This window comes from Variovorax fucosicus (assembly GCF_030316825.1).
Lineage (GTDB): Bacteria > Pseudomonadota > Gammaproteobacteria > Burkholderiales > Burkholderiaceae_C > Variovorax > Variovorax fucosicus.
This window is the reverse complement of record NZ_JASZYU010000003.1, coordinates 700266-725140: the sequence shown is the minus strand read 5'-3', so window position 1 is coordinate 725140 and position 24875 is coordinate 700266. Positions and strand designations below refer to the sequence as shown.

The window sequence follows — 24875 nt, the reverse complement described above, 5'->3', positions numbered from 1 at the left end:
TCGCGCGAAATGCAGCCAAAAATAGAGATCAGGAAGATCCGCGAACGTTATTTCAACTATGGCGTGAGCTTTGCGCATGGAGACGAGTTGTATGCCCGTCAGGGGCTGCGCTCGATGGCAGAGTGCCTGCACGATGCGGCCACCGCGCGGGGCCGCAATTTCCTGCCGGCCGGGTAGATGATCCGCGCCAATCGGATCTAGAAGAGCAACTCGGTCGAAGCTACCCCGTAGCGCCGAAGCAGCGGAGTCAAGTAAAGTCGCTGCAAAACCCCTTCGAAGTAATCAATGTTTGTTCAAAGCGTTAAGATCGAAAACATAAACGGAGTCAAGTCTTTGCACTTGCCGCTCCAGCGGCATATGAATCTGATTTGCGGACCTAACGGTATTGGCAAGAGCACCGTATTAGATTCGATTGCTGCAACCTTTTCACATGGGGCCAAAGCTGAAATCAAGCGCTTTCTTGATTCCGGCCAAGGAAAGATCACCGTTGAAGCTGGGGGCAAGGAAGGAGGAAAATACCACCTTGATGTGAAAAACTTTCACCCGACGCAGGAGGTCTTGACGGGCACCCACGGCCTGAGCACTTACATATTTTCCTTAAAAACAAATCGAACATTTACTTATGAAGCCCTAGATTCAATTAGCAAAGATCCTACTGGAAATCCTAGTAGATTTTATCAAGCGGCTCAGGTGGGGATTTCTTTGAGGGATACCAAAAATTGGTTTGTGAATCGATTTTTATACTCTGCGCATCACGGCTCTCTCAATGAAGCGCAACTTGGAAATCTTGAACTTGCCAAGCGTTGTTTTTCGCTTCTAAACCCGGCTTTTACATTTGCAACTGTTCAGGCTAGTTCAAATGAGATCATGGTGGATACGCCGACAGGTCAGATTTACTATGAGTATCTGTCTTCCGGCTTTAAGTCGTGTCTATCGATCATGTTTGGCTTGATGAAAGAGATTGAGTACCGCTTTCCAAATGCCAAGGCTGAAGATTTTGAAGGCGTTGTCCTTGTTGACGAAATTGAACTGCATCTTCACCCGGAGTGGCAAGCTAAGATCGCCGGTGTTTTGCATCAGATTTTTCGTTCAATGCAATTTATCGCATCTACACATAGCCCTCATGTCATTCAGAATGCAGAACCTGACACCGTAATCGCACTTGAGTCTGTTGATGGCAATGTATCCAGGCGTGACTTGAGCCTGTATACCGGCACGTTTAAAGGGTGGACGGTTGAGGAAGTGCTTGAGGAAGTGATGGGAATGCCGGATACCAGGACGGCTCTATTTAATGAGTTGGCCTCGGAGTTTGGTGAGGCAATTGATAGAGAGGACGTGGAAAGCGCGTTACCCCTTTATGGCCGCCTAGATTCTCTACTGCATCCGCGAAATGCCTTTAGAAAAATCGCGCGCTTGCAATTAGCCTCGATTGGGGTGAAGCTTGATTAAGTTGGAGCGTTCCAATCCGCCAGCAGAATTGACTCCTGCTGTTGCTCAAAAATTGACCGCAACCTTCAAAGCCACGGGCGAATCAGTCTGGCAGATTGATTACATAAAAAGAGCATTGGCAGAGCAAAGTCACAACAAATGCTCATTTTGCGAATGCGAACTCGGCATCGAAAGTAAGTATCTTGAAGTAGAGCATTTTGCGTACAAAGGTAGCTACCCGGAAGAGGTTGTCGCTTGGGATAACTTGATCGCTGCATGCAGGCGGTGCAATGGAAAAAAGGGAGTTCATGACGTTCGTGTAGAGCCAATTGTGAACCCTTACGCGAACAATCCTCGTGACCACATCCGGATGCAGGCTTACAGGTTGCAGTCCCTTACTCCTGTTGGCGACCTCACGATTTCTGTGCTCGGCCTCAACGATATCCAACGTGCAATGACAGCGCGCTTTAAAATTGGGGCTCAGATTGGTGAGACCCTAGAACAACTGAAGGAAAAGATTGAATTTTATAAGGAAAAGCAATCGGCATTGAGAAGAGCAAAAGTCGCCAACTGTCTGGATGCTCTGCTGAACGAATGTCTCAAGCGCTCACCATATGCCGCGACTGCAGCCACCGTATTGCATAGGGAAAGCATTTATCCGGAGTTAAAGGAGCAGCTGATTGTTCTTCAGATTTGGACCGTTGAATTTCAGGAACTCCACGACAGTTCGTTGGCTCTTGTTCTGCAAAAACCGGCGCCTTGATAAGAACACCAACTGAGACAAAATAGGTGCAGCCCGAAGGCCACACTCCTCAGTATCGCCATGGTGACAGCCTTCCAAGCCTTCGCAAATTGGTCCGCATTCCCCACTGAGTAGGCAATATCGGTCATCACAGCTTGTTGGTTGGGCGTCATCTTGTTCCAGAGCCCGTCTGCTCTGCTTCAGCCCCCTACGGGCGGTCTCTTCGTACTTCGGCATTGCCCCCAGCAGGAGGCCGCGGGCCTGATCCTGCGCGAGTTGTGCTTTGCCTGCGATGACATCCTGCACGCGCTCCTCCGGGACACCAGCACGCACGAGGTCAGCCGGAGCATTCTTCGCATTGGCCTTCAGGTTGTAGCCCATGCCGATGTTGTTCCCTGCATCCTTCGCTGGGTCCGGGGGGGCTGCAGAACGGTGCCCCGCCCATCGTGATGAGCGAGCCCGCTAGAGAACTGCCCGCGCTTCCCACAGAGCCAACAGCCTGCGTCATGAAGCCGGATGCAGTCTGAGTCGTGAGCTTGTTATCGACCTTTGCACCACGCTGCGAGATGAACTGAAGTTGGCTGCTGTCCGCGGAGCCTAGAGCCATGATGGGGATGGCCTTTACTCGGGCCATCATTTCCGTGACCTTCATCTCGTTGAGTTTCGCTAGCTGGCTAGGAAGGAAGACCTTGACGCGCGTACCCAAGGCGATTCACCCGTAGAGTTCGAGCGACGTCATTTCCAACGGCTCAAAAGTGTCTAGGGAAGCCGGGGCGATTCAGTTGATGTACCAGCGCGAGCCTCTTTGATTCAAACCCGTGAGGGTGCCTGCCATGTCCTTCTCCAAGGTCAATGGCTGTGCGAGGTTTCACCGTCAAAGGCTCGCAATTCCTTGTCAGCCCGCAAGTTATTGAGAACTCAAGGCTTTTCGATGTGAGGTTGACGAGCCTTACCCCCGGCACTGGCTACGCAGTTAGGGCTGCTTGGTTCCCCACCTGACCCGGTTGGCCACTTCACCATGCGGGGAGGCCCGTCAACCGTCATTCTAAACCCCCGCGCCGGGCGCACTTCGTGTCGCTTTTGTTTCCCCTTCGCGCTGCCGGGGTGCAGTGGCCGGCCTTTTAGAATGGGGCGATGTCCTATCTCGTGCTCGCCCGCAAATACCGTCCCCGGAACTTCGAGGAAATGGTGGGCCAGGAGCACGTGGTGCAGGCTTTGTCGAACGCGCTCACCACCCAGCGGCTGCACCATGCGTATCTGTTCACCGGCACGCGGGGTGTCGGCAAGACGACCGTTTCGCGCATCCTCGCCAAGTCGCTGAACTGCCAGGGGCCGGATGGGCAGGGCGGCATCACGGCCACGCCGTGCGGTGTGTGCCAGGCCTGCAAGGACATCGATTCGGGCCGCTTCGTCGACTACACGGAGCTCGACGCGGCCTCGAACCGCGGTGTGGACGAGGTGCAGTCGCTGCTCGAGCAGGCGGTCTACAAGCCGGTGCAGGGGCGCTTCAAGGTCTTCATGATCGACGAAGTGCACATGCTGACCAACACCGCGTTCAACGCGATGCTCAAGACGCTCGAAGAGCCACCCGAATACCTCAAGTTCGTGCTCGCGACGACCGACCCGCAGAAGGTGCCGGTCACGGTTCTGTCGCGCTGCCTGCAGTTCAACCTGCGGCCGATGGCACCCGAAACGGTGCTCGAACACCTCACGCATGTGCTGCAGACCGAGCAGGTGCCGGCCGAGCCGTTGGCGCTCAAGTTGCTGGCGCGCGCCGCGCGCGGCTCGATGCGCGATGCGCTGTCGCTCACCGACCAGGCCATTGCGTTTGGCAACGGCACGCTGGTCGAAGGCGGCGTGCGCCAGATGCTCGGCACGGTTGACCGCGGCCATGTGTTCGGGCTGATCGAGGCCCTGGCAGCCGGCGACGGCAAGACCGTGGTCGAAACCTCCGAGGCGTTGCGGCGCGATGGTCTTTCGGCCGCATCCACGCTGGAAGAAATGACGAGCGTGCTGCAGGCCATGGCCGTGCTGCAGGCCGTGCCGTCGCGCGCCGAGGCCGTGCTCGACACCACCGACCCCGATGCGGCCGAAACCGCGCGGCTCGCCGTGCGCATGCCGGCCGACGAAACGCAACTGCTCTACAGCCTGTGCCTGCATGGCCGCGGCGAACTCGGCCTGGCGCCCGACGAGTACGCGGGGCTCACGATGGTGTTGCTCCGGCTGCTGGCGTTCAAGCCAAACCCGGAAAAAAAAACTCTGAATGAGCCGGTGCGGGCAGCCGCACCCGCCTTCGAACGACAGGCGCCGCCGGTTGCACCCGTGAGCCTGCCCGTGGTGGCCGTGAGTTCGCCCGTGTTGGCCGCAGTTGCTGCGCCGGTCGCACCGCCACCGGGCCATCGCCTCAGCGTCGTCGAGCCGCCCGCGCTCGCGGGCTCGGAGCCCAGAAGGCCAGTCGCACCTGTGGCGCCGGCCCAGGACGCTGCCAAGGTTGTCGCCATGCAGGTGCGCGTGCAGCCGCCGCCCGGCGCGCGTGACGCAGCCCGCAGCGACGAACCGAGTGCGCCCATCGTGCCCAGCGAAGACGGCGATTTCTGGTACGAAACCGTGACGCAACTGGTGCTGGCCGAGGCCATCAGCGCACTCACGCGCGAACTGGCGTTGCAGTCCCAGCTGGTGGCGCGCGATGTCGACCAGTGGCTGCTGCGGGTGGAGCGGGAGTCGCTCAATCAGACCGCCAGCCGCGAGAAGCTGCAGACGGCATTGGCCACGCTGGGCCATGGCGTGAAGCTCGCAATCGAAATCGGCAGCGTGGTCGACAGCCCGGCGCGCCGCAACAAGCTCGCGGCCGAGGCACGCCAGCGTGCCGCGGAGGAGGCGATCCACAACGACCCGCTGGTGCAGAGCATGATGCGCGACTTCGACGCGCGCATCGTGCCGGGCACCTTGCGGCCGGTTTAGCATTCGCCCATTCATTCTTCTTTCAACGATTTCAGGATCAATACGATGTTCAACAAAGGACAACTGGCCGGCCTCATGAAGCAGGCCCAGGCCATGCAGGACAACCTCAAGAAGGCGCAGGACGAACTGGCGACCATCGAAGTCGAGGGCGAGTCGGGTGCCGGCCTGGTCAAGGTGGTGATGACCTGCAAGCACGACGTGAAGCGCATCACGATCGACCCGAGCCTGCTGGCCGACGACAAGGACATGCTCGAAGACCTGGTGGCCGCCGCCTTCAACGCCGCCGTGCGCAAGGCCGAAGAAACCAGCGAGCAGAAGATGGGCAAGCTGACGGCCGGCATGCCGGGCCTGCCCCCCGGCATGAAGCTCCCCTTCTGATGCAAGTTCCTGCTTGGGCGGGAGCATCGGTTGGCTGATTCGAGCTCGCTCGACGCGCTGGTGGAGGCATTGCGGCGTTTGCCGGGTGTGGGCGTCAAGTCGGCGTCGCGCATGGCCTTTCATCTGCTGCAGCACGATCGCGAAGGCACCCAGTTGCTCGCGCGCGCGTTGCAGCAGGCGGCCAGCCAGGTGCGGCATTGCGACCGCTGCAACACCTTCACCGAAGGCGAGATCTGCAACGTGTGCAGCGATGCGCGGCGCGACGCAAGCAAGCTCTGCGTGGTCGAGACGCCGGCCGACCAGGCCGCGCTCGAGCGCACCGGTGCCTTTCGCGGCTATTACTTCGTGCTGATGGGCAAGCTCAGTCCGCTCGACGGCATCGGGCCCAAGGACATCGGGCTGCAAAAACTGTTCGACCGCGCACTCGACGGCAAAGTGGTCGAAGTGATCCTCGCCACCAACTTCACCGCCGAGGGCGAGGCCACCGCGCATGTGATCGGCGAGGCGCTGCGCCAGCGCGGCCTCACGGTGACGCGGCTGGCGCGCGGCGTGCCGGCCGGCAGCGAACTCGAATATGTCGACCTCGGCACCATCGCGCATGCGCTGGTCGACCGGCGCTGACCTGCCAAGGAACCCACATGACCTTTTTCTCGCTCACGCTGGCCTACTGGTGCGTGTTGTTCGCCGCCTTGCTGCCCTACGTTTGCGCGGTGTTTGCCAAGCGCGGCGCCTTCGCGCCGCGCGACAACGTGCAGCCGCGCGACTGGGACAGCCGCCAGACCGGCTGGCGCGCACGCGCCAACGGTGCCCAGGCCAACAGCTTCGAGGGCCTGCCGTTCTTCATCGGCGCGGTGGTCATTGCGCATCAGCTCGGCGCGCGCCAGGGCTGGATCGACCTGCTGGCGCTGGGCTACGTGCTGCTGCGGCTCGTCTACATCGTGCTCTACGTGCGCGGCCTCGGCAGCGCGCGCAGCACGGTGTGGACGCTGGCGTTTGTGCTCAACGTCGCGATCCTGTTCATTCCGCGATAGGCGGTCTTCATGCTTACGTGAAAACCCGCACGGGATGTTCCCGATGCAGTTGGAGGGGCGGCTCCCTAAGCTCGACCGAACTTCCAACATCAGAATCGATGGCCTCCGCGCCCGTTTTCATGCTCAACCGCCGCATCTTCACTTCCGCTGCCGCGCTGGGCGCCGCCGCCATCGCCGTTCCGCACATCCACGCACAACCCAAGCTCGAGAAGACCAAGATCTCCATCGCCGTCGGCGGCAAGGCCGCGTTCTATTACCTGCCGCTCACCATCAGCGAACAGCTCGGCTACTTCAAGGCCGAAGGGCTGGAAGTCGAGATCTCCGACTTCGCAGGCGGCTCGCGTGCGTTGCAGGCCGTGGTCGGTGGCTCGGCCGATGTCTGCTCGGGCGCGTTCGAGCACACCATCAACCTGCAGGCCAAGAACCAGTTCTTTCAGTGCTTCGTGCTGCAGGGCCGTGCGCCGCAGATCGCCGTGGGCGTGTCGACCAAGAACATGCCCAACTACAAGACCATTGCCGATCTCAAGGGCAAGAAGATCGGCGTGTCGGCACCGGGTTCGTCGACCAACATGGTGGCCAACCTCGTGCTGTCGCGCGGCGGGCTCAAGGCCAGCGACGTGAGCTTCATCGGCGTGGGCGTTGCTGCCGGCGCGCTGACCGCGCTGCGCGCCGGCCAGATCGACGCCATCAGCAACACCGACCCGGTGATGACCATGCTCGAGCAGAAGGGCGACGTGAAGATCATCAGCGACACGCGCACGCTCAAAGGCACGCAGGAGGTGTTCGGCGGCATGATGCCGGCCGCCTGCCTCTACACCTCGGCCGAGTTCGTGCAGAAGAACCCCAACACCTGCCAGGCGCTCGCCAACGCGATCGTCCATGGGCTCAAGTGGCTGCAGACCGCCGGGCCGGGCGACATCATCAAGACCGTGCCGGAAACCTATCTGCTCGGCGACCGCGCGCTGTATCTCGCATCCTTCGACAAGGTGCGCGAGTCGATCGCGATCGATGGCCTGGTGCCCGCCGAAGGCCCCAAGACCGCGCTGAACGCCATTGCCAGTTTCGACCCCACGGTCAAGGCCGACAAGATCGACCTGGCCAAGCTGTACACCAACGAGTTTGCAAAGCGCGCGAAGGACAGGTTCAAAGCCTGAATTTCAAGTGGATTGCGACCCGGCTTCGGCCGGGTTTTTTCTTTGGGCCTTGTCACAATCCCGCCATGTCCGAATACGCACTCGAACTCCTCGACATCACCTGCACCTTCCTGGCCAAGGACGATCCCAACCAGCGCTACACCGCCGTCGCCGACACCACGTTGCGCATCCGGGAGGGCGAGTTCGTGTCGGTAGTGGGGCCGACCGGGTGCGGCAAGTCCACACTGCTGAACGTCGGCGCCGGCCTGCTGGAGCCGTCGAGCGGCACGGTCAAGGTGTTCGGCCAGCCGCTGGCGGGCATCAACGCGCGTGCGGGCTACATGTTCCAGACCGAGGCGTTGATGCCCTGGCGCAGCACCCTCGACAACGTGATGGTCGGCCTGCAGTACCGCGGCGTGCCCGACGCCGATGCAAGGGCGCAAGGCGAGGCGTGGCTCGCGCGGGTCGGGCTTTCGGGCTTTGGCGACCGTTATCCGCACCAGCTCTCGGGCGGCATGCGCAAGCGCGCGGCACTGGCGCAGACGCTGGCGCTCGACCCCGACATCATTCTCATGGACGAGCCCTTCAGCGCGCTCGACGTGCAGACCCGTCAGCTCATGGAGAACGAGGTGCTCGACCTCTGGGCCGCGAAAAAGAAGGCCGTGCTGTTCATCACGCACGATCTCGACGAGGCCATTGCCATGAGCGACCGCGTGGTGGTGCTGTCGGCCGGGCCGGCCACGCATCCGATCGGTGAGTTTGTGATCGATCTGCCGCGCCCGCGCGATGTGGCCGAGGTGCGCACCGATGCGCGCTTCGTCGAGCTGCACACGCAAATCTGGAACGTGCTGCGCGACGAAGTCCTCAAGGGCTACGCGCAGCAACTGAAGAAGGCTGCGTGATGACCCTGAAGCCCAACGAGCAGAACGCCCGCTTCTGGCAGATCGCGCTGCTGGCCGTCATCCTGGTGGCCTGGCATGTGGCCTCGCGCAACCAGCAGTTCGCGTTCTTCGTCGGCGAGCCGATCCAGGTGGCAGGGCGCATCTGGAGCTGGTTCCTGCCGTTCGACGTGCCGGCCAATGTGTTGTTTCCCGAAGGCATCAAGGGCAACGCCGATGTCTACCTGCACCTGGGCACCACCCTGCTCGAAACCGTGCTGGCTTTCGGCATCGGCACCGTGCTCGGCCTGGCTTGCGGGCTCTGGCTGGCGCTGGCGCCGACCGCGAGCCTGATCCTGGACCCCTACATCAAGGCCGCAAACTCGATGCCGCGCGTGATCCTGGCGCCGATCTTCGGGCTGTGGTTCGGCCTTGGCATCTGGAGCAAGGTGGCGCTGGCGGTCACGCTGGTGTTCTTCATCGTGTTCTTCAATGTCTACCAGGGCGTGCGCGAGGTGAGCCCGGTGATCCTGGCTAACGCGAAGATGCTCGGCGCCAACCAGCGCCAGCTGCTGCGCACCGTGTACCTGCCGAGCGCGACCAGCTGGGTGTTCTCGAGCCTGCACACATCCGTTGGCCTGGCGTTCGTCGGCGCGGTGGTGGGCGAGTACCTCGGCTCGGCGCGCGGGGTGGGCTATCTCATCCTGCAGGCCGAGGGCACCTTCGATGTCAACACCGTCTTTGCCGGCATCGTGGTGCTGACGGCCTTTGCGCTGGTGCTCGACAACATCGTCGGCATGATCGAGCGGCGCCTGATGAAATGGCAGCCGCGCAGCGGCGAAACCGAGAAGCTCTGAAGAAGCTCAGCGCTTCTTCTTCGACGGCGTGCCACCGCGCTTTTCGCGCACCACCTGCTGCTTGCTCGAAGCGGGCGTCTTCGACACTTTGCCCTCTCTGCTCCTGCCGCCGGCACTCGTGACAACGGCGACCGGCTTGGTCGTGCCGCCACCGCGGTGGGCCGTGACGATCTGCACGCGGCCGCGCGCTGGCGCCTCGCCGGTGCCGACACTGGCCGTATGCGCGGCGCGCACCGGCAGGTAGACCACCACGCTGAAGCCGCGCGGGAACGCATGGTTGGGCTTCACGTCGTTCCACTCCGCCACGTTGGCAGTGCTCACGCTGTAGCGCCGCGCGATGCTGGCGACACTGTCGTTGCGGCCGGCCTTGACCGTGGTGCGGCGCGTCACGATCTCGGGCTGGAAGCTCAGGTGCCCGGTGTCGGCCACCAGCGCGGCCACGTCTTCCTGCACCTTGGCCGAGCGCGGCACGATCAGCGTGGAGCCGGCCTTGATCAGCATGCGCGGCGGCACGTTGTTGATGGCGCGCAGGTCGACTTCGCTCATGCCCGAGCGTTGCGCTGCGTCGGCCACGGTCATGGTGCTCGGCACCGTCCAGGCTGTCCAGCTCGCGTACTGGCCCTGGCTGTAGGCCTCGAAATTGCGCTCGAAAACGGCGGCGTTGTCCCAGGGCAGCAGGATCTGCGGCGTGCCGGCGGCCAGGATCACCGGCTTGTGCGCGGCCGGATTGAGCGCGCGAAAATCTTCGATGCGCACGTCGGCCAGCTTGGCGGCCAGTGCCACGTCGAGGTCGCGCGTCAGCGTCACGGTCTGGAAGTAGGGGTGGTTGGCGATCACCGGCAGTTCGGCGTTGAACGCCTGCGGATTGGCCACGATGTTCTTCACTGCCTGCAGCTTGGGCACGTAGAGCCGTGTTTCGGCCGGCATCGTGAGGTCGCTGTAGGTCGTGGGCAGGCCGGCGCGCTGGTTCTTTGCGATCGCGCGGCTCACGCTGCCTTCGCCCCAGTTGTAGGCGGCCAGAGCGAGCTGCCAGTCGCCGAACATGTTGTAGAGCTTCTGCAGGTAGTCGAGCGCGGCGCGCGTCGACTGCAGCACGTCGCGGCGGTCGTCGCGGAAGATGTTCTGCTTGAGGTCGTAGTCGGTGCCGGTGGCCGGCATGAACTGCCACATGCCGGCCGCGCGCGCGCTCGACACGGCCTGCGGGTTGAACGCGCTCTCGATGTAGGGCAGCAGTGCCAGCTCGGTCGGCATGTTGCGGCGCTCGAGCTCCTCCACGATGTGGAAGATGTACTTGTTCGAGCGCTCGGTCATGCGCTGGATGTAGTCGGGCCGGCTGGCGTACCACTGCTCGCGGTCGCGCACGAGGTCGCCCTCGAGGTTGGGCATCTTGAAGCCGCGCCGGATGCGGTCCCACATGTCGGTGGGCGGTGCGAGCTGCACCACGCTTTGCGACGTGGCGCGGCCCGAGGTGATGGGGGTCAGCGGGCCGTTCGGGTAGAGCGGCGCGGCGCCGCCGGTGGAGGCCGCCGGGGCAGGGGCATTGGGATTGGTGCCGGTCGCGCAGCCTGCGAGCAGCAAGGTGCCCGCAAGGCAGGCGGCAATCAGGAATTTCATCGGAAGTCGTTTTTCCATTGGCGCAGCGCGGCGAACACCTGGGTGTCGGTCGCCGAGGCCGAAAGCTCGGCATGGGCGCGCACTGCTCGAAGGACAGAGGCTTCGCGGCTGCGAAGAAAGGGGTTGATCCTGCGCTCGGTGGCCAGTTTCGAAGGCAAAGTGGGCTGGCCGAGCGCGCGCTGTGCCTCGCACTGCGCCGTATAGGGAGTCAGATCGGGGTTGCCGGGTTCCACGGCGCGGGCGAAACGAAGGTTCGAAAGTGTGTATTCATGGCCGCAGCACACGCGGGTGTCGCCCGGCAACGCGGCCAGCGCGTCGAGCGAGGCCAGCATCTGGGCCGGCGTGCCTTCGAACAACTTGCCGCAACCCGCCGAGAACAGGGTGTCGCCACAGAACAGCAGAGGTGCCGTGGCACCCTCGGCCGGCAGAAAGAAAGCGATGTGCCCGGCGGTGTGGCCCGGAATGTCGATTACCTCGAAGCGCAGGCCCAGCGCCTCGGCGTGGTCGCCCTGTGCCAACGGCGTGAACGGCTCGGGAATGCGCTCGCGCGCCGGGCCGAAAACCCTGGCGCCGGTGGCCGCATGCAATGCCGCCACTCCGCCGGTGTGATCGGCATGGTGGTGCGTGACTAGAATCGCGGCCAGTTGCAGCTGGCCGCGTTCGAGTGCTTCGAACACCGGCTTGGCATCGCCCGGGTCCACCACGATCGCATGGGGCCCGTGCTGCAGCATCCAGATGTAGTTGTCAGCAAAAGCAGGCAGCGGAACGAGGGTCATGAGCGGTCAAATTATAGGTTTGCAGGATTGGTTCCAGACCCCGCCCGGCCGCTACCTGCTGGCGTGGGAGCAGCGGCAGTTCGACCAGGCGGTGGCCGACATCTTCGGCTACCACGCGCTGCAGCTTGGGCTGCCGGCGGTTGATGCGCTGCGCGCCAACCGCATGCCGCATCGATGGCTGGCACTGCCGCGCCCCGAAGCAGCGGGCAAGCGCACGCCGCGCGTCGCGCTGCTGGCCGACTCCGTCGCCTTGCCATTTTTCGCCAACAGCCTCGATCTGGTGCTGTTGCCGCACACGCTGGAGCTCAGCGACGACCCGCACGCGACCTTGCGCGAAGTCGAGCGGGTGCTGGTGCCCGAAGGCCGCGTGGTGATCTGCGGCTTCAACCCGCACAGCCTGTGGGGCCTGCGCCAGCGCCGCGCGCGGCTGTGGCGCAGCCTGGGCTTCGGCGAGCTGTTCCTGCCCGATGCCGGCGAGTTCATCGCCTACCGCCGCATGCGCGACTGGCTGCGGCTGTTGAGCTTCGAGGTCGAATCCGGCCGCTTCGGCGCCTACCGTCCGGCGGTGCGCAGTGAAGCCTGGATCGAGCGCTACCGCTGGCTCGACCGTGCCGGCGAGCGCTGGTGGCCGATTTTTGGCGCCGTTTATTTTCTGGTGGCGGTCAAGCGCGTGCGCGGGCTGCGGTTGCTGAGCGCCGACTGGCGCCGCGCCGCATCGCTCGCAAGCGCGCCGATGCCGGTGACCGGCAAGGTGCACCGCCGGCCGGCGGGCGACAGCCGAACGGCCTGAACCGTGACCGGATCGCGTCATCGGCTGCTGCTGGTGCTGACCGAATTTCCGCCCGCCGTTGGCGGCATGCAGACCCATGCGCGCCACCTGGCAGCGCATCTGGCGCAGCGCGGCCACGTGGTGGAGGTGCTCACCTATCGCGTCACCGACGCGGTGCTCGCGGCCGAAGCGGCGCACTTCGATGCAGGGGCCAGCTACCCCGTGCGCCGCATCCTGTCGCGCCTGGGCTACTGGTTCAATGTGCAACGCATCCTTGCCCATATCCGGCAGTTCGGGCCCGATGCGGTCTACGCGTCCACCGTTTTCTATGGCCTGCTGAAGCAGCATGCCGGGGTGCCGGTGCTGTGCCGCTCGGTCGGCAACGACGTGTTGCGGCCGTGGCAGGGCTATCCGTTCGCGCTGTGGAGCACACTGGCCGCTTCGCCGCGGCTTCAGCATGCGATGCGTCGCTGGATCGAGCATGGCTGGCAGCCGGACTGGGTCGACCACCTGTTCCGCCGCCAGCGCGAACGCCTGATGCGACAGGCCGCTGTCGGCCACACGCGCATCTTCGCCAACAGCCGCTACACCGCGAACCTGCTGAGTGGCATCGGCGTGCTGCCCGAGCGCATCGAAATCGTCGCGGGCGGTGTGGACGCGCGCCACTTCGGTCGCACGCGCCGCCGCGGCGTCGAGGCCCGGGCCGAGCTGGGGTTGGCGGCACACGACGTCGTGGTGCTGACGGTCTGCCGGCTGGTCGCCAAGAAGGGCGTCGAAGTGCTGCTCGATGCGGTCGCGGCGCTGCGCGCCAGCGTGCCGGGACTCAAGCTGGTCGTGGTCGGCGACGGCCCGCGACGCAGGGCATACGAAGCGCGCGCCGCTGCACTGGGCCTGGGCCAGGCGGTCGTGTTTGCGGGCCGCGTGCCGCACGAGCGGGTGCGCGACTATTTCTGGGCCAGCAACATGTTCGTGCTGGCGAGCTACGAATCGCGCCATGCCGGCGGAGCGGCGCGCGACGTGGAAACCATGGGCCGCGTGTTGTGCGAGGCCAATGCCGCCGGCGTGCCGCTGATCGCAACCGACAGCGGCGGCGTGCCGAGCGTGATCCGCGACGGCGTCAATGGCCTGCTGGTACTGCCGGGCGACAGCGCCGCGCTGGCGCAGGCGATGGAGCGCCTCTGGCGTGAGCCGGCGTTCGGCGAACAGCTTGTGCGCGCCGGCCTGCGTCGCGCCCGCAACGAGTTCGACTGGTCTGTCATCATGCGCCGCCATGAACAGGCGATCGGCGAAGCGATCCGTCCGGCGCTGCAGTGCAGCGCCACCCAACGAGAGGAAAAGATAGTTTGAACGAAGTCGTGATCTACACCGATGGCGCCTGCAAGGGCAACCCAGGGCCGGGTGGCTGGGGCGCATGGCTCAAGTCGGGCACCACCGAAAAGGAGCTGTTCGGCGGCGAACTCAACACCACCAACAACCGCATGGAGCTGACGGCGGTGATCGAAGGCCTGGCCGCGCTCAAGCGGCCCTGCAAGGTGATCCTCTACCTCGACAGCCAGTACGTGCGCCAGGGCATCACCGAATGGATCCGCGGCTGGAAGGCCAAGGGCTGGATGACCGCGGCCAAGCAACCGGTGAAGAACGTCGAGCTCTGGAAGCAACTCGACAAGCTGGTGCAGGAGGGCGGCCACACCATCGACTGGCGCTGGGTCAAGGGCCATTCGGGCGACCCCGGCAACGAGCGCGCCGACATGCTCGCCAACAAGGGCGTCGAGCGCGCGCTGGGCCGCCTTTAGACGCGTGGCGGCGCGGTGAGCGCCTCGCCCATGCGGGCGCGGAACAGCAGTTGGTCGGTTTCCCGCAGGCGTCGGCTCAGTTCGCGTCCGATGTTCATCTGGATCACCGCGAACTCCGCCGCATCGCGCTCGAACAGGCGGTAGAGATTGGCGGAGCTGAGCTCGATCGCGCTGCAGTCCTCGTCGGCGCGCACCGATGCGCTGCGCGGAAACAGGTCGAGCAGCGCCATCTCGCCGAAGCAGTCGCCCTCGCCGAGCCGGCGCAGCAGCAGATCGTGGCCTTGCCAGGCCTTGGACACCGTGACCCGGCCGCGTTCCAGCACGAACATCGCGTGCGCCGGATCGCCCTCGCGGCAGAAAAAGCCCCCGGCCGGTACCTGCACCAGCGGGGCCGGTTCGAGCAGGAACTCGAGCGTCTCGGCCCCGATCGCGCCGAAAATCGGCATCTGTTGCAGCAGTTCGACGCGGGCGGCGAGCATGGTGGTGGCTACATCACGCCGTCGAACATCATCACATCGACCTCGTCGCCCGGCGCAACGCTGTCCTGCGCGTGGTGCAACACCACGAGGCCGTTGCCCTCGACCATCGAACTCAGCACGCCCGAGCCCTGGTTGCCGGCGATGCGCACCTCGGGCAACGCGCCGGGCACTGGCGTGACGCGGCCGCGCTGGTATTCGGTGCGGCCGGGCTTCTTGCGGATGGCGGCCACGCTGCGCGCGCGCAGCAGCGGTGGCGGCGCGGCGTTGGCGGCGTTGCAGCCCATCAACTGGAGCAGGGCAGGCCGCACGAAAGCCAGGAAGGTCACCATCACCGCGACCGGGTTGCCGGGCAGGCCGAACAGCACGGCCGGGCCGGCGTGCGGCGCGCGCGGGATCAGGCCGACCGCCATCGGACGCCCGGGCCGCATCGCCACGCGCCAGAACGCCATGTCGCCGAGTTGCTGCATCACGGCGCGGGTGTGGTCGGCCTCGCCGACGCTGACGCCGCCGCTGGTGATGATGGCGTCGGCGCGGCCCGCGGCGTCGTGCAGCGCTGCCGCCAGCGCGGTCGGGTTGTCGCGCACCATGCCGAGGTCGACCACCTCGCAGCCCAGCCGCGTGAGCAGGCCGAACACGGTGTAGCGGTTACTGTCGTACACGGCGCCTTCGCGCGGCGCATCGCCGAGGCTCAGGATCTCGTCGCCGGTGGAGAAATACGCCACGCGCAGGCGGCGCAGCACGGCCACGGCCGGCAGGCCCAGGCTCGCAAGCAGGCCGAGCGCGGCGGGCGAAATGCGTTCGCCCTGCAGCAGCGCCGGGCGGCCCTGTATCAGGTCTTCACCGGCGAAGCGGCGGTTGTCGCCGCGGCGCAGCGCGTTCGCAGGAAACCGCACGCAGTCGCCGTCGACGCTGCAGAACTCCTGCGGAACGACCGTGTCGAGGCCGGCCGGCATCACGGCGCCGGTCATGATCCTGAGCGCGTCGCCGGTGGCCAGCGTGCCGCGCCAGGCCGCACCGGCGAGTGCGGTGCCGGCCACCCGCAGCGTCAGCTCGGGCGGCGGCGTCTCGAGCAGCGCGCCGTCGAAGGCAAACCCGTCCATCGCCGAGTTGTCGTGCGGCGGCACGTTGAAGGGCGAGATCACATCCTCGGCCAGCACCCGGCCCAGCGCCTCGAACAGCGGAACGCTTTCGCGCTCGCGCACGACGGCTGGCGCCACCAGGCTGGCCAGGAAGGCCTGCACGCCGTCGACGCTCAGGGCCTTGGGGTCATAGCCGGCCAGGGCGGCGGCGATCTCGGCGATGCGGCTCATCGCGCACGGGCGCCTTCGAGTGTCTGCAACTCGGCCAGCGTGTTCGCGTTGAAGAATGCGTCGGGCGCATCGCTGGCGCGGTCGAAGGGAACGAGCACGGTGCGATGCTGTGCCGTCCAGGCGTCGATCTTGCGGCCGCCACCCTGCGTGAAGCGAATCAGGCTTTCGAGCAGCGTGGTCGGCAGCAGGCAGAACACGGGCTGGGCGCGCAGCACGGCGGGGCCGCCGTCGTCCTGCGGTTCGGGCGCGCTGACCATGGCGATCTCGGCATCGGCCTCGACCAGCGCAGCGGCGAGCCGCTCGGCCAGATCGAGCGGAAACATCGGCGTGTCGCAGGGCACGGTCAGCAGCCAGGGTGTTTCGCAGCGCTCGAGCCCGGTGAGGAAGCCAGCCAGCGGACCCGCGTAGTCGGCCAGGCCGTCCGGCCAGACCGGCACGCCGAACGACTCGTACGCCGACAGGTTGCGGTTGGCATTGACCATCATCTCGCCAACCTGCATGCCGAGCCGCAGCACCGCGTGCAGGGCCAGCGGCGTGCCGTTGAAGTTCTGGAGGCCCTTGTCGACGCCGCCCATGCGTGAACCGCGGCCGCCGGCCAGCACCAGGCCGGTGATTTCAGAGGCAGCGATCGAAGTACGGGTTGGCATCGTCATCCGCCGATGTAGCTCATCTCGACGCGGCGCGGCGCGCTGCCGTCGGCTGCGGCATCCGGTCCGCGCAGGGCGCGCAATTCGGAATACCGGTCGGCGCGGCCTTGCCAGATGTGGCCGATGGCCGAGCTCAGTTGCTCGTCGGCCGCATCGCCGCGCAACAGCGGCCGCAGGTCGTGGCCGCGGCTCGCGAACAGGCAGGTGTAGAGCTGGCCTTCGGTCGACAGGCGCGCGCGGCTGCAGTCGTGGCAGAAGGCCTGCGTCACGCTGCTGATGACGCCGATCTCGCCGCCGCCATCGACATAGGCCCAGCGCTGCGCGGTTTCGCCCGGCGCAGTGGGCTCCAGCGGCCGCAGCGGAAACTCGGTCGCGATGCACGCGATGACCTCGGCCGAAGGCATCACCTCGTCCATGCGCCAGCCGTTGGTGGCGCCCACGTCCATGTACTCGATGAAGCGCAGCACGACACCGGTGCCGCGGAAGTGGCGCGCCATGGGCAGGATCTCCTGCTCGTTGGTGCCGCGCTTGACCACCATGTTGACCTTGATCGGGCCGAGGCCCGCAGCGAGCGCGGCATCGATGCCCATCAGCACGTCGGCCACCGGAAAATCGACATCGTTCATCTGCCGGAACACAGTGTCGTCCAGGCCGTCGAGGCTGACCGTCACGCGCTGCAGGCCGGCCGCCTTGAGCGCGGCGGCCTTGCGCGCGAGCAGCGATCCGTTGGTGGTGAGCGTGAGGTCGAGCGGCTGGCCGTCCGTCGTGCGCAATGCCGCGAGTTGCCCGACCAGCACCTCGATGTTCTTGCGCAGCAGCGGCTCGCCGCCGGTGAGCCGGATCTTGCGCACACCGTGCGCGGCGAACAGGCGCGCCAGGCGCGTGATCTCCTCGAAGCTCAGCAGTGCGCTGTGCGGCAGGTAGGTGTAGTCCTTGTCGAACACTTCCTTCGGCATGCAGTAGCTGCAGCGGAAGTTGCAGCGGTCGGTCACGCTGATGCGCAGGTCGGTCAGCGGGCGGCCAAGCTGGTCGGCCAGGTGGCCGGTGGCCTCCAGCGGCAACTGCGCCACCGCGGCGGCATACGGCACGACGCGCTGATCGACAAGGGGAATCACACGGCTGGACATGCTGCAATTCTGCGCCACTTGCCTGCACCCGATCGAGGGGTGGACATTGGCCGCGGGCTGCCCCGGCTGCGGCGTCTCCTCAAACGCAGCGTGCGCCGTCGACCTCGATGCAGACGCCGCTGATGAACGACGCCTCGTCGCTCGCCAGGTAGAGCGCCGCGTTGGCCACGTCGAGCGCGGTCGAGAAACGGCCCAGCGGAATGGTGGCGCGGAACTTCGCCTTGCGCTCTTCGGTGACCGGACCGCCGGCGAACTCGGCGGCGAGGCCGGTGTCGGGGTTGAACACCGGGTTGATGCAGTTGACGCGGATGTTGTCCGGGCCAAGCTCGGCCGCGAGCGACTTGCTGGTCGTGATGACCGCGCCCTTCGAGCCGTTGTACCAGGTGAGGCCGGGCCGTGGCCGCACGCCCGCCGTCGACGCAATGTTGATGAACGAGCCGCCGCCGTTCGCGCGGAGGGCCGGCACGGCGTGGATCGTCGAGAGATAGATGCTCTTGACGTTGACCGCGTAGCAGCGGTCGAACTCGTCTTCGCCGACCTCGAGCGCAGGGCGGTTGCGGTGCGTCCAGCCCGCGTTGTTGACCATCGCATCGAGCTTGCCATGGCGCTCGATGGCGGCGTCGACCAGCGCCTTCATGTCGGCCGACTTCGTGACGTCGGCCGCGAAGAACGAGGCGCGCCCGCCATCGCGCAGGATCGCATCGACCACCAGCTGGCCGGCCGCCGGATTGATATCGTTGACGATGACCTGGGCGCCTTCGGCCGCCAGCCGCTTGGCGATGCCTTCGCCGATGCCGCCGCCGGAGCCGGTGACGATGATGGATTTGTCTTTGACGCGCATGGCGTTGTCTCCTGGGAAAAAAAGGGGTGGCTGCGGGCTCAGCCGTGCCGCACGGCCACGGTCTTGAGGGTCGTGAAGCCGTACAGCGCCTCGAAACCCTTCTCGCGCCCGTAGCCGGAAGACTTCACGCCGCCGAACGGCAGCTCGACGCCGCCACCGGCACCATAGTTGTTGATGAACACCTGGCCGCTGCGCACGCGCTTGGCCATGCGGAACTGGCGGGCACCGTTCTGCGTCCAGATACCGGCGACCAGGCCGAACTGGGTGGCGTTGGCCAGGGCGACGGCTTCGTCCTCGTCGGCGAACTGCATCGCGGCCAACACCGGGCCGAACACTTCTTCCTGCGCGAGCCGGTGCATCACGGGCACGTCGCGCAGCAGCGTCGGCGCCTGGTAGAAGCCGGTTTCGGGGGCTTCATCCACCACCACGCCCTGCGCCACCATCGGAATGCCGGCGTGCTGCGCATCGCTCAGGAAATCCCACACGCGCTGCTGCTGCGTCTGGCGGATCAACGGGCCGACATCGAGATCCATGGCCGCAGGGCCGACCCGCAGCGCCTCGAAGGCGTGGCCGAGCCGCTCGAGCACCGGTTCGTAGATCCCGCGCTCGATCAGCACGCGCGAGCCGGCCGAGCAGGTCTGGCCGGCGTTCTGCACGATGGCATTGATCAGCACGGGGATGGCGGCGCCGATGTCGGCGTCGGCAAAGATGATCTGCGGGCTCTTGCCGCCGAGCTCCAGCGTGACCGGGCAGTGCCGTTCGGCCGCAACCTGCTGGATCAGCGTGCCGATCTTGGGGCTTCCGGTGAAGCTGATGTGGTCGATGCCTTCATGCCGCGCCAGTGCGTCGCCGACCTCGTGGCCATAGCCTGTGACGATATTGAGCGCGCCCGCCGGAAAGCCGACTTCGGCTGCGAGCTGCGCCACGCGAAGGAGCGAGAGGCAGGCATCTTCGGCCGGCTTGACCACGCAGACGTTGCCGGCCGCCAGGGCGCCGCCGACGCTGCGCCCGAAGATCTGCATCGGGTAGTTCCAGGGGATGATGTGGCCGGTGACGCCGTGCGGCTCGCGCCAGGTGAAGACGCTGTAGCCGTCCTGGTACGGAATGGTCTCGCCGTGCAGCTTGTCGCAGGCGCCGGCGTAGAACTCGAAGTAGCGCACCAGCGCCAGCGCATCGGCGCGCGCCTGCTTGACAGGTTTGCCGCAGTCGCGCTGCTCGAGCAATGCGAGTTCGTCGGTGTGCTCGGCGATCTTCTGCGAAAGCTTGTAGAGCAGCCGGCCGCGATCGGCCGCGCTGACCTTGTGCCAGACCGACTCGAAGCAATCGCGCGCCGCGCTCACGGCCGCGTCGATGTCGTTGGCATCGCTGCGCTGCAGTTCGTCGAAGGGCTGGCCGTCCGAAGGGTCGAGAACGGGAATGGTGCGGCCGGAGGCGGAGGCAACGCTGGCGTTGCCGATGTAGTTCAGTTGCATGGGCGGCATTTTCACGCAAGGCGCGCTCGGCGCGCTGGCGCACCGAGCCGGCGCGGCCGGGCTCGCTTATCCTCGGGTCGATCCGCAAGCCATGGCCCAAACCTTCCAGTCCCTCTCGATGCTCCAGGTGATGGCTTGGGGCGTGCTGTTTTTCGGCGGCATCTACCTGGGTTTTGGTGCGCTGAACTGGTTGATCACGCGGCATCTGCTGCCGGCGCTCGGCATCGGCCGCGTGCTCGATCCGCGGCCAGTCGGGCCTGAGCAGCTGCGGCGCGAGCTGCTGCAATCGGGCGGCTCGGTGCTGATCTTCGGGCTCGGCATGGTGTTTCCCTGGGGGCTGCTGCAACTCGGCTGGGCGCGCCTGGCCGTGAACCCGGGCGGCTGGCAGATCGCCGTCGAGATCCTCGTGCTCGCGGTGTGGAACGACATCCACTTCTGGATCAACCACCGCCTGCTGCACACGCGCTGGCTGCGGCGCTTCCACGGGCCGCACCACCGGTCGGTGGTGAGCACGCCGTTTTCCACCTACAGCTTTCACCCGGTCGAGGCGCTGATGCTCGGCAACGTGATCCTGCCGCCGATGCTGGTGCACGATTTCAGCTTCTGGGCGCTGGCCGCGGTGCCCTTGTTCAGCCTGTTCTTCAACAATGTCGGGCACTCCAACTACGACTTTTTTCCACGCGTGTCGTACAGCCACTGGTTCGCGGCCAGCCGGCGGCACCATCTGCATCACGCGGCACATGGCGGCAACTACGGCTTTCAATTTACCTTCATGGATCGGCTGTTCGGCACCCGGCTGCCGGCCGACGCGGCCGATGTGCAGCTCGACGCGTTCCGAAAGAAGCAGAAGGTCGCGCATGAAGCATCGGCTTGACGGTCTGCCGCGCCTGCGCCACCGGCGCGACTGGCAGAGTCTTGCTTACCTGGCCGCTTTCCCGGCGCTGGCGGCCTGGCAATGGGTTCACGGTTTCTGGTGGCCGCTCTATGCGCTGATGCTGTTCCTCACGCTCGGCATCGGCGTGATCCACCACAACCACACCCACCAGCGCATGTGGCGGGGGCGCCGGGCCAACCGGCTCACCGACTTCGGCATCACGCTGCTGCAGGGGCATCCGACTTTCGTGTTCTGGCCGGCGCATGTGGCGAACCACCACCGGCACCGGCATGGGCCCGACGACCTGGCGCGCACCTACCGCTTCGGTGGCGATACCAATCATCTGGCCGGCTACCTGCTGCACCCGCTGCAGGCCGCCTGGGTGCTGTACCCGCTGTTCGTCGAATGGCTGGGCCAGTTGCGGCGCAACGGCTCGGGCGCGTTCCGCTATTGCGTCGCACAGTACGCGGTATGGCTGGGCTCGTGGGCGCTGCTGCTCGCGCTCGACTGGCGCCGCGCGCTGCTGTTCGTCATCGCGCCGCAACTGCACGGCCTGCACTGGCTGCTGGCGACCAACTACCTGCAACACGCCCATGCCGATGGCCGCCCGGCTGCAGCCAAAGGGGCGCCGGGCGATACCCAGGAGGGCGCGCTGAACTACGCGCGCAACTTCGAAGGCTTGCTCAATCCGCTGTTGTTCAACATCGGGTTTCACACCGCACACCACGAGAATCCGCATGCGCACTGGTCTGAGCTTGCAAGTCTGCACCATGCGCATTACCGCAACCGGGTCGATCCGGCGCTGAACGAACGGGGGATCGTGGCCTACATGTTGCGTGTGTTCGTGCTCGGTGCCCTGGTGCCGCGCTTTCGCAGCCGCTCGCTGATGCCGGCGGGTTCGCTGCCAAAACCTTGAGTCTTGCGATGCCTGTTTCTTTCGACCGTGTCTATCTCCAGAGCGCCGGCTACTTCATGCCGGGCGCGCCGGTGAGCAATGAGCAGATGGACGCGTACATCGCGCCGCTGAACCGCATGTCGTCGCGCATCCAGCGCCGCATCCTGGCCGAGAACGGCATTCGCGAGCGCTACTACGCGATCGACACCGAGGGCGCCACGGTGTTCAGCAACGCACAGCTCGCCGCCCATGCGATTCGAGACTGCCTGCAGCGCGGTGGCAGCGATCTTGGCCGCGTCTCGCTGCTGGCCAGCGGCAGCTCGGGCGGCGACACGCTGATGCCGGGCTTCGCCAACATGATCCAGGGCGAACTCGCGGCGCCGCCGATGGAGACGATCTCGGTACACGGCATCTGCGCCGCAGGCGTTTCGGCGATCCAGGCGGCGGCGCAGGGCATCGAGCTCGGTGCGCACCGCGCTGCCCTCGCGGTCGCGGCCGAGATGCCGTCACGCCTGTTCAAGCGCTCGCGCTTCGCGGCACGCGGCTACGAGACCGATTTCGACTCGCACTTCCTGCGCTGGATGCTGTCGGACGGGGCAGGGGCGCTGCTGCTGTCCGACGATGCCGTGCTGCCCGGCGCGCCCGGCCTGCGCCTGAAGCTCAAGTGGATTCATCAGCGTGCGTTCTCGGGCGACTACCCGGTCTGCATGCAGCTCGGCCTGACCGAAGACCGGCAGCGCGGCCATCTGGATTTCGGCTCCTGGGGCGAGGCCGAGGCTGCCGGCGCGCTGTCGCTGCGGCAGGACATCCGGCTGCTGCCGCACCTGTTCGACATCGGCATCCACGAGTACGCGCGGCTGGTGCACGACGGCTGGGTCGACCCGCGCAAGATCGACCATTTTCTTTGCCACTACTCGTCTGAGAAGTTCATCCCGGTGGTCGAGGGCCTGATGGACAAGGCCGGCCTCGCGATCCCGCGCGACCGCTGGTACAGCAACCTGGCCTGGCGCGGCAACACCGGCGCGGCGTCGATCCTCATCATGCTGGCGGAGTTTCTGCAGACGCGCACCGTGAAGCCCGGCGAGCAGATCTTCTGCTACGTGCCCGAGTCGGGGCGCTTCATGGCGGCGTACATGCTGCTCGAAGTGGAGGAGGCCGGCAAAGCGCCAGCGGCCTCCGGCGCCCGTGCGCCGGGCGCGAGCGTCAAAGTCGATCCTGCGGTTGCCGAAGATGTGATTGCACCGCCGCACGATCCGGCCGACGCGCCTGCGGCGTTGCGCGACCTCCTCACCGAGCTCGCCTCGATCTGGCACGACTACCGCTCGCAGGTCTGGCGCACGCCGCTGGTTCGGCAGATTCGTGAGCGCCGCTTTGCCTTGCCCGACTACCTGAACTGGATGGAAAACTGGATTCCCCAGGTGCGCGAGGGCAGTCTCTGGATGCGCGAAGGTGCCGCCTCGCTGAGCGGCCCGTTCCAGTCGCTCGCCGCGCTGATCGGCGTGCATGCGGGCGAGGAGCAGAACGACTTCAAGATCCTGTTCGACGACTACCGCAAGGCCGGCGGGCCCGTGGCCGACATCGACCAGTTGCGCCGCAACCCCGGCGGCGAGGCTCTCAACGCCTACCTGCACCGGCTGGCCGCGACGCGCGACCCGTTCGGACTGCTGGGCGCGATCTACATCATCGAAGGCACCGGGCAGCGCATCGTGCCGGCGCTGCTGCCGCTGCTCAAGAGTGCGCTGCAACTGCCGCCTGACGTGTTTCGTTTTCTGGAGTACCACGGCCACAACGACGAGAACCATCTGGCGCGCTGGCTCACTGCGGTCGAGATGGTGATGGCGTTCGACACCGACGGCCGCGCTGCGCAGCAGATCCTCGGCACGGCCCGCCACACCGCGGCGCTGTACCTGATGCAGTTCCAGCACGTGACGGTAGCATGACCCGGCCCGAGTCTTCGGCCGCGCCCGACTTCCTGTCCCGCCCCTGGGACGAGCGCGACCCCAGCCCCTGGCTCGCGCTGTATCTCGACCAGAGCACGCCGCTGCCGGACGAGGTCAAGAGCGCCTGGCTCACCGATTCGAGTTCGGCCTCGCGCCAGTACCTGCTGCCGTTCCTGCGGCCGCTGGCGCGCCTGTTCATCATCCTGTTCCAGGTCTGCAAGGTGTTCGTGCCGCGCAACTGGGCCCACTCGGGGCTGCTGCACCAGTTTCTGGCCTGGGGTCTCAAGCGCTTCGTGTCGCCCGAGGCGAACTGGCTGATCCTGCGGCATTTCCATCTGGGATCGCAGGTGCTGACCTTCATCGGCCGCAACTCGCCGGCGCCGGTGGACACGAACCCGCTGGAGCCGGCCGACATCGACGCGCTGAAGGACCACATGTTCCTGAAGCACGACCTGAACCTTTTCAACTTCGTGATCCGGCTGAACAAGGCGCTGCGCGAGCAGGGGTTGGCGCTGCGCAAGCCCGAGCACATCGACTTTTCGATGATCCGTGAGCCGGGCCTTAAGCTCGAAGACATGCCGCAGGGCCGGCTCAACTTTCTGGATCTGCAGAGCGCGATCGAACTCTTCACGCCGCTCTACCAGCTGATGCTGACCGACAACGACTTCTGGCGTGCCGCCAACTCGCTGCAGCTCGACGAGACCATCGGCATCTATGCGGCCACGCTGCTGGCCGCGCCGGAGCATCTGGTGCTGGTCAACAACAAGCATCCGCTGGTACCGCTGTCGACCTTGCGGGCCGGGCACCGGCTCGTGATCCACGGCCTCTCGACTGAAATGCTTCACAGCCTGTTGCAACGCTTTCAGCTGGCACAGGCGCAAGGGGTGGCCGTCGACACCACGAGCGGGCCGACCGAGGCATGATGGGGGC

Annotated in this window: 25 protein-coding genes and 1 other RNA gene; 17 read left to right on the top strand and 9 right to left on the bottom strand. The window is 65.6% G+C overall.

Annotation, left to right across the window (positions count from 1 at the left end):
- Positions 1–9: 9 nt before the first annotated feature.
- The 3 genes from QTI05_RS20890 to QTI05_RS20880 all read left to right on the top strand — a co-directional run bounded on the left by QTI05_RS20890 (position 10) and on the right by QTI05_RS20880 (position 2191).
- Positions 10–177: a hypothetical protein gene (locus QTI05_RS20890; protein WP_286620678.1), complete on the top strand. Its 168-nt coding sequence runs from the start codon at positions 10–12 to the stop codon at positions 175–177.
- Between the two features lie 108 nt (positions 178–285).
- Positions 286–1449 (top strand): AAA family ATPase, encoded by a 1164-nt coding sequence (locus tag QTI05_RS20885; RefSeq protein ID WP_286620677.1) that lies wholly within the window; start codon positions 286–288, stop codon positions 1447–1449.
- A 1-nt stretch (position 1450) separates the two neighbouring features.
- Positions 1451–2191, top strand: coding sequence for an HNH endonuclease family protein (locus tag QTI05_RS20880; RefSeq protein WP_286620676.1), 741 nt, complete (start codon positions 1451–1453; stop codon positions 2189–2191).
- A 917-nt stretch (positions 2192–3108) separates the two neighbouring features.
- Here the strand turns inward: QTI05_RS20880 and ffs are convergent.
- Positions 3109–3205: signal recognition particle sRNA small type (ffs, locus tag QTI05_RS20875), an RNA gene on the bottom strand.
- Between the two features lie 99 nt (positions 3206–3304).
- Here ffs and dnaX point away from each other — a divergent pair.
- The 7 genes from dnaX to QTI05_RS20840 all read left to right on the top strand — a co-directional run bounded on the left by dnaX (position 3305) and on the right by QTI05_RS20840 (position 9408).
- Complete coding sequence (gene dnaX / locus QTI05_RS20870) at positions 3305–5131, top strand: DNA polymerase III subunit gamma/tau (protein WP_286620675.1); 1827 nt, start codon at positions 3305–3307, stop codon at positions 5129–5131.
- Positions 5132–5176: 45 nt separating this feature from the next.
- On the top strand, positions 5177–5509 hold the full coding sequence (locus QTI05_RS20865; protein WP_286544871.1) for a YbaB/EbfC family nucleoid-associated protein: 333 nt from the start codon (positions 5177–5179) through the stop codon (positions 5507–5509).
- Positions 5510–5539: 30 nt separating this feature from the next.
- The gene (gene recR, locus QTI05_RS20860) at positions 5540–6130 is read left to right on the top strand and encodes a recombination mediator RecR (RefSeq protein WP_286544870.1); all 591 of its coding nucleotides are present in this window, start codon (positions 5540–5542) and stop codon (positions 6128–6130) included.
- A gap of 17 nt (positions 6131–6147) precedes the next feature.
- The gene (locus QTI05_RS20855) at positions 6148–6540 is read left to right on the top strand and encodes an MAPEG family protein (RefSeq protein ID WP_286544868.1); all 393 of its coding nucleotides are present in this window, start codon (positions 6148–6150) and stop codon (positions 6538–6540) included.
- A gap of 119 nt (positions 6541–6659) precedes the next feature.
- Positions 6660–7694: an ABC transporter substrate-binding protein gene (locus tag QTI05_RS20850; RefSeq protein ID WP_286545440.1), complete on the top strand. Its 1035-nt coding sequence runs from the start codon at positions 6660–6662 to the stop codon at positions 7692–7694.
- Positions 7695–7759: 65 nt separating this feature from the next.
- Positions 7760–8575 (top strand): ABC transporter ATP-binding protein, encoded by an 816-nt coding sequence (locus QTI05_RS20845; RefSeq protein WP_286544866.1) that lies wholly within the window; start codon positions 7760–7762, stop codon positions 8573–8575.
- Positions 8575–9408, top strand: coding sequence for an ABC transporter permease (locus tag QTI05_RS20840; protein WP_286544862.1), 834 nt, complete (start codon positions 8575–8577; stop codon positions 9406–9408). The genes QTI05_RS20845 and QTI05_RS20840 overlap by 1 nt, the downstream gene beginning before the upstream one ends.
- A 6-nt stretch (positions 9409–9414) precedes the next feature.
- Here QTI05_RS20840 and QTI05_RS20835 read toward each other — a convergent pair whose 3' ends face one another.
- Positions 9415–11022, bottom strand: coding sequence for a transglycosylase SLT domain-containing protein (locus tag QTI05_RS20835; RefSeq protein ID WP_286620674.1), 1608 nt, complete (start codon positions 11020–11022; stop codon positions 9415–9417).
- On the bottom strand, positions 11019–11798 hold the full coding sequence (gene gloB / locus QTI05_RS20830; RefSeq protein WP_286544853.1) for a hydroxyacylglutathione hydrolase: 780 nt from the start codon (positions 11796–11798) through the stop codon (positions 11019–11021). The genes QTI05_RS20835 and gloB overlap by 4 nt, the downstream gene beginning before the upstream one ends.
- Between gloB and QTI05_RS20825 the strand changes: the two genes are divergently transcribed.
- From QTI05_RS20825 to rnhA, 3 genes are read left to right on the top strand one after another with little or no spacing between them, the layout of a single operon-like run.
- Positions 11797–12588, top strand: coding sequence for a class I SAM-dependent methyltransferase (locus QTI05_RS20825; protein ID WP_286620673.1), 792 nt, complete (start codon positions 11797–11799; stop codon positions 12586–12588). The two genes, gloB and QTI05_RS20825, sit on opposite strands and share 2 nt — an antisense overlap.
- A 3-nt stretch (positions 12589–12591) precedes the next feature.
- Positions 12592–13914 carry a glycosyltransferase family 4 protein gene (locus QTI05_RS20820; protein ID WP_286620672.1) on the top strand — a complete coding sequence of 441 codons (1323 nt, stop codon included), beginning with the start codon at positions 12592–12594 and terminating at the stop codon, positions 13912–13914.
- On the top strand, positions 13911–14360 hold the full coding sequence (rnhA, locus tag QTI05_RS20815) for a ribonuclease HI (RefSeq protein WP_286620671.1): 450 nt from the start codon (positions 13911–13913) through the stop codon (positions 14358–14360). Before QTI05_RS20820 ends, rnhA begins: the two co-directional genes overlap by 4 nt.
- Here the strand turns inward: rnhA and QTI05_RS20810 are convergent.
- From QTI05_RS20810 to QTI05_RS20785, 6 genes are all read right to left on the bottom strand, one after another.
- Complete coding sequence (locus tag QTI05_RS20810; protein WP_286544844.1) at positions 14357–14839, bottom strand: Crp/Fnr family transcriptional regulator; 483 nt, start codon at positions 14837–14839, stop codon at positions 14357–14359. The genes rnhA and QTI05_RS20810 overlap by 4 nt on opposite strands.
- An 8-nt stretch (positions 14840–14847) precedes the next feature.
- A complete protein-coding gene (moeA, locus tag QTI05_RS20805; RefSeq protein WP_286620670.1) occupies positions 14848–16149 on the bottom strand; it encodes a molybdopterin molybdotransferase MoeA in 1302 nt (433 codons plus the stop codon).
- Positions 16146–16802 carry a molybdenum cofactor guanylyltransferase MobA gene (mobA, locus tag QTI05_RS20800; RefSeq protein ID WP_286620669.1) on the bottom strand — a complete coding sequence of 219 codons (657 nt, stop codon included), beginning with the start codon at positions 16800–16802 and terminating at the stop codon, positions 16146–16148. Before mobA ends, moeA begins: the two co-directional genes overlap by 4 nt.
- On the bottom strand, positions 16799–17923 hold the full coding sequence (moaA, locus tag QTI05_RS20795; protein ID WP_286620667.1) for a GTP 3',8-cyclase MoaA: 1125 nt from the start codon (positions 17921–17923) through the stop codon (positions 16799–16801). The genes mobA and moaA overlap by 4 nt, the downstream gene beginning before the upstream one ends.
- Positions 17924–18002: 79 nt before the next feature.
- On the bottom strand, positions 18003–18764 hold the full coding sequence (locus QTI05_RS20790; RefSeq protein ID WP_286620665.1) for an SDR family oxidoreductase: 762 nt from the start codon (positions 18762–18764) through the stop codon (positions 18003–18005).
- A gap of 38 nt (positions 18765–18802) precedes the next feature.
- Complete coding sequence (locus QTI05_RS20785; protein ID WP_286544836.1) at positions 18803–20236, bottom strand: aldehyde dehydrogenase family protein; 1434 nt, start codon at positions 20234–20236, stop codon at positions 18803–18805.
- Between the two features lie 91 nt (positions 20237–20327).
- Here QTI05_RS20785 and QTI05_RS20780 point away from each other — a divergent pair, with 91 nt between their 5' ends.
- Genes QTI05_RS20780 through QTI05_RS20765 form a run of 4 tightly spaced genes read left to right on the top strand, consistent with a single transcriptional unit; the run spans position 20328 to position 24868 of the window.
- The gene (locus QTI05_RS20780; protein ID WP_286544834.1) at positions 20328–21110 is read left to right on the top strand and encodes a sterol desaturase family protein; all 783 of its coding nucleotides are present in this window, start codon (positions 20328–20330) and stop codon (positions 21108–21110) included.
- Complete coding sequence (locus QTI05_RS20775) at positions 21094–22026, top strand: fatty acid desaturase family protein (RefSeq protein WP_286620664.1); 933 nt, start codon at positions 21094–21096, stop codon at positions 22024–22026. The genes QTI05_RS20780 and QTI05_RS20775 overlap by 17 nt, the downstream gene beginning before the upstream one ends.
- 8 nt (positions 22027–22034) lie before the next feature.
- Entirely contained in the window at positions 22035–23945 is a 1911-nt protein-coding gene (locus QTI05_RS20770; protein ID WP_286620662.1) for an iron-containing redox enzyme family protein, read from the top strand.
- On the top strand, positions 23942–24868 hold the full coding sequence (locus QTI05_RS20765) for a DUF6999 family protein (protein WP_286620660.1): 927 nt from the start codon (positions 23942–23944) through the stop codon (positions 24866–24868). The genes QTI05_RS20770 and QTI05_RS20765 overlap by 4 nt, the downstream gene beginning before the upstream one ends.
- Positions 24869–24875 lie beyond the last annotated feature (7 nt).